Annotated in this window: 2 protein-coding genes and 1 pseudogene; all 3 read left to right on the top strand. The window is 52.3% G+C overall.

Annotated elements, in window-relative coordinates; all coding sequences use genetic code 11:
- Positions 1–1,033 (top strand): annotated as a pseudogene (lacZ, locus tag KDK13_RS12425) (beta-galactosidase); the annotation flags it as partial.
- 186 nt (positions 1,034–1,219) lie between these two features.
- Positions 1,220–2,584: a melibiose:sodium transporter MelB gene (gene melB / locus KDK13_RS12420; protein ID WP_257285289.1), complete on the top strand. Its 1,365-nt coding sequence runs from the start codon at positions 1,220–1,222 to the stop codon at positions 2,582–2,584.
- 98 nt (positions 2,585–2,682) lie between these two features.
- Positions 2,683–4,803, top strand: coding sequence for an alpha-galactosidase (locus KDK13_RS12415; protein WP_257285288.1), 2,121 nt, complete (start codon positions 2,683–2,685; stop codon positions 4,801–4,803).
- Positions 4,804–4,867: the final 64 nt, after the last annotated feature.

Here is a 4,867-nt window from a genome sequence, read left to right as displayed (position 1 = left end):
GGTACTGTCTGAGCAGTCACTGACCGTCAGCGGCCAACTGCCACGACTGGATCTCTCTATTATCCAGCCTGAAGCAACCGACTGGTCGGAAGCCAGCCACGAAGTGGCACGCCAACAGTTTATGTTGACGGGATCGCTGACCAATCAAGCGGTTACTCCACGCTTGTCGACATCTGCGGTCATCAATGAAACCGAATGCAGCTTTACCGTCAATGCCACAGAAAACAACTGGACCATTGACCGTATCAATGGCCAGCTGGTGAGCTGGGTAAAAGGCGGCAAAGAACAACTGCTTACCCCGCTGGCTGACAATTTCTACCGCGCACCATTGGATAACGATATTGGTGTCAGTGAAGTTGACCGTCCGGACCCCAATGCCTGGATGCCACGCTGGGAGCGGGCCGGATTAAACAACCTGCAACACCGTTGCCTGCTGGTTGAATGCGACGCTGAGAAAGGGCTGGTTCTGTCTCACCATGGCTATTTCCATCCGGAACAACCGGAAAGAGAGATTCTGCGCAGCGTATGGACCTACCAGTTTGCCGCCAGTGGCAGCGCCCGTATTGATATTGAGGTCACTGTTGATGGTGATCTGCCGCCTATGCCCCGCATCGGTGCCTGCCTGAGACTGAGGGAACAACCGGCTCAGGTGAACTGGTTTGGCCGTGGGCCCCACGAAAATTATCCGGACCGCAAGTTAAGCGCGGATATCGGACACTGGGAGCAGTCCCTCAAGGCCATGCACACGCCTTACATTTTCCCAAGCGACAATGGTCTGCGGTGCGATACCCAGGCGCTGATGCTGGGCGATATCCGGGTAACAGGACAGTTCCATTTCAGTGTCAGCCCCTACGGTCAGGCACAACTGGCCAGGGCAACCCATACCCACGAGCTTCAGGAAGAAGAAGGCATTTTTGTCTATCTGGATGGCTTCCACATGGGTATCGGTGGCGATGATTCCTGGACTCCGAGCGTGCGCCCTGAGTACCTGTTGACTCAACCGATGTACCAGTGGTCGTTCGAACTGTCGTGATCACCGGTTCTCTCAGGGGTGTTATCCGGAAGCTTTGCAACACCCTGCGACGGTTAATGGTTCAGAATTAGCCGTCTGCCCGGATTTACAACATTTTATTGCTGTTATTAATTTTCTAAACAGGGGTTAACTCTCCATCGAATGGTGAGTTAATTCAGATACAATTCTTGATTGGCACAGATGACAATGAATGATCATGCAGATAGCCAGCATATAACGCTGAAGACCAAAGCCTCTTATGGCCTGGGTGCCCTGGGCAAAGATTTTGCCTGCTCTATTATCTATATCTTTTTAATGTTCTATTACACCGATGTCGTTGGCCTCTCTGCCGTCTTCGTCGGTTCACTGTTCTTTGTTGCCCGTTTTATTGATGCATTTACTGATCCCTTGATGGGCATGATCGTTGATAATACCCGCTCCCGGTTCGGTAAATTCCGCCCATGGATTCTCATCGGCACGCTGGTTAACTCGGTGGTATTATTGATGGTGTTCAACACCCATCAATTTGAAGGCACCTTTGTTTATATTTATGCAGCGGTAACCTATATCCTCTGGGGAGTCACCTACACCATTATGGACATTCCCTACTGGTCGATGATTCCGTCGCTTTCCAGCAAACGGGAAGAGCGTGAGCACCTGGTGGTCTGGCCACGTATTTTTGCCAGCATCGCCTGGACGGTCATGGGAACCTATGGTCTTTATGCTGTTGGTGTTTTTGGTGGCGACAATAAAGGCCAGGGCTTTTTCTACCTGAGCATTGCCATTGTTATTTCATTTATCGCCAGTGCACTGATCACCTTTTTCCAGGTCAAGGAAAAAGTCGCCAATCAAAAAGTGTCCGGTGAGAAATTCAATATTTCCGATGTCAAAAAGATCATTGGTGATAATGATCAGCTGAAGTCACTGATCGGCTTTGTACTGTCGTTTAATATTGCCATTCAGTTAGTGGGTGGCTTTGCCATCTATTACTTCACCTACGCCATTGGTAAACCGGAACTGTTCCCAATGTTCTCCCTGGTGGCCGGGGTAGCCGAATTCTCGGGTATCTTCCTGTTCCCCTGGATTGCTAAAGTAGTCAATCGTCGTTTGATGTGGCCCCTGGCCTGCGGCTTTCCGATTCTGTGCAGTTCCGTACTCTACTTTTCCAGCGTGATTGCCCCGGAAAGCGCCATTCTGGTGGGTCTGGCCGGTGCCGCCCTGAAATTCGGCAACGGTCTGTTCAATGGTCTCTCTACGGTTATGCTGGCCGATGTGGTGGATTACGGCGAAGCCAAAACCGGCTTACGCAGCGAGAGCATCATCTTTTCAGTGCAAACCATGCTGGTGAAATGTGCCGGTGCCCTGGCAGGCTTCCTGATCGGTTTTGGTCTGACGTTTATCGGCTATGTGCCCAACGTTGTTCAGACACCACAAACCATTATCGGACTGAAAGTGCTGATGATCCTGATTCCTGCAGTACTGATTGCCCTGAGCGCCATTATCTACAAAAAGACGTATCGTCTGGATGCCGGTTTTAGCAAGGATCAAAGTGCTGTAGCTGCTATTGTCTGAAGACTGGATAACCCATGTTTTGCCCCCCTTATGCGGGGGTATTTTTGTTGAATAGCCAGAACCATTTCTTACGAGCACTTTTTCAAGAGTACAACGTGATGAGCAAACCATTAATCCATCTATCCTCAGACACCACCAGCCTGGTGATCAAGGCAGACACCTCCCTTCCAGTGATGCTGTACTGGGGCAAGCGCCTGCCCGATGGCATCGATCTGGAAGGATTCTTTACCGCCAACCACCACCCGGTGCCTCAGGCCCGGATCGATACCGATACCCTGGTCTCCCTCTGCCCGGAACACGCCCGGGGACTGTTCACATCGCCGGGTCTTGAAGGCAGCCGCCAGGGTGACAACTGGTCACCGGAATTCACCCTGGAAGAGACAACACTGGTCAATAATCAGGTGTTGTTTTCCAGCAGGGATACCATCGCCGGCCTGAAGCTGGTGATCCGCATGGGCCTGAATACCGCCACCCATGTGCTGGAAACATCGCTGGAACTCACCAATGAAGGGGACACACCTTACCAGCTGAATAAGCTGTCCAATACCCTGCTACTGCCCACTCACGCCAGGGAAATCATGTACTTCCATGGCCGCTGGACCCACGAGTTCCAAACTGAACGCAAACTGCTGGACCGCAGCGGCTTTATCCTGGAAAACCGCCGGGGCAGAACTTCTCACGAGCACTTTCCGGGCATGATGATTGGCCAGCCCAACTTCAGCGAAACCGCCGGTAAAGTCTATGGCTTTCACCTGGGATGGAGTGGTAACCACCGCTTTCATGCCGAAGCGATGAGTGATGGGCGCCGCTACCTGCAGGCCGGTGAACTGTTGATGCCGGGAGAAGTCGAGCTGGCACCCGGTGCCAGCTATACGACACCAACCCTATACAGCACCTACAGCAACAAAGGTCTGAACGGCATCAGCCAGAATTTCCATAGCCACGTCCGCGCTGAAATCATCCGTTTCCCGGAACCGGAAAAAGTCCGTCCTGTCCATCTGAATACCTGGGAAGGCATCTACTTTGACCACAACCCGGACTACATTCTGAAAATGGTGCGCTCAGCGGCAGAAATCGGCGTGGAGCGCTTCATTATTGATGACGGCTGGTTCCGCGGTCGTAATGATGACAAAGCTGCGCTGGGAGACTGGTACCTTGACCAACAAAAATACCCCCAGGGTCTGCAGCCCATTATCGATTGCGTGAAAGCACACAATATGGAGTTTGGCCTCTGGTTTGAACCGGAAATGATCAGCCCGAACTCGGACCTCTATCGGACCCATCCAGAGTGGATGCTCTGTACTGAAGGGTACGATCAGGTCACCATCCGTAACCAGTACGTGCTGAATCTGCAAATTCCACAAGCCTTCGACTACGTTCTGGAACGTCTCGACAGCATGCTCAGTGACTATGATATCCGCTACATCAAATGGGATATGAACCGGGAACTGGTACAACCGACACACCAAAATCGTGCTGCCTTCCATGGCCACGTTCAGGCTTATTACCGACTGGTGGATGAAGTTCGCAGACGACACCCGCTGGTGGAAATTGAAACCTGTTCCGGTGGTGGTGGCCGGGTTGACTTTGAAGTACTCAAGCGCACCCACCGCTTCTGGGCATCGGATTGTAATGATGCCCTGGAAAGACAAACCATTCAGAAGGGTGCCAGCTACTTCTTCCCGCTGGAAATTACCGGTGCCCATATCGGGGCAACGCTTTGCCACACCACGGGTCGACAGCATAACCATGACTTCCGGGGTATTACCGCCCTGTTTGGTCATATGGGGGTAGAGCTGGACCCGGCCAGTGCGTCAGAGGAAGAGAAGCGCTCCTTTGCCAAATACATTGCCCTGCACAAGTCCTTAAGACACCTGTTGCATACCGGTGATCATTTCCGCTGCGACACCGCCCATAAAGCGTCACAGGGCTGGGGAGTTGTTAGCACTGACAAGCAGGAAGCCGTGGTGATGTTCGCCCAGTTGGACATGCCTGAATATGCCATGTCCGCCACTCTGCAGATTCCCGGCCTGGACCCGGAAAAAGACTATAAGGTGCAGGTATTGGAAAAAAGCTCTTCCGATATTTACATGAAACAGTGCCCGCCCTGGATGACCGAGCCTGCCATCATGAGTGCTGCGCTGCTGGAACAGGTTGGCCTGATGATGCCGGTGATGCAGCCGGAAAGTGCATTGCTGATCAAGATTACGCAGGTTTGAATTTGATGCGTTGACATCCTCCCACCACCAAGCCTAACGGCTATGGTGGGGGATTCCCGTTAGT

The sequence above is a fragment of the Endozoicomonas sp. SESOKO1 genome (assembly GCF_024606265.1).
Classification (GTDB): domain Bacteria; phylum Pseudomonadota; class Gammaproteobacteria; order Pseudomonadales; family Endozoicomonadaceae; genus Endozoicomonas.
The sequence above is the reverse complement of the archived record's forward strand: the minus strand, read 5'-3'. Positions and strand labels throughout refer to the sequence as shown.

What these genes read in the sequence shown, in the direction of transcription:
- melB (WP_257285289.1), top strand. Translation starts at nt 1,220, where the DNA reads ATGAATGATCATGCAGATAGCCAGCATATAACGCTGAAGACCAAAGCC.
- KDK13_RS12415 (WP_257285288.1), top strand. Translation starts at nt 2,683, where the DNA reads ATGAGCAAACCATTAATCCATCTATCCTCAGACACCACCAGCCTGGTG.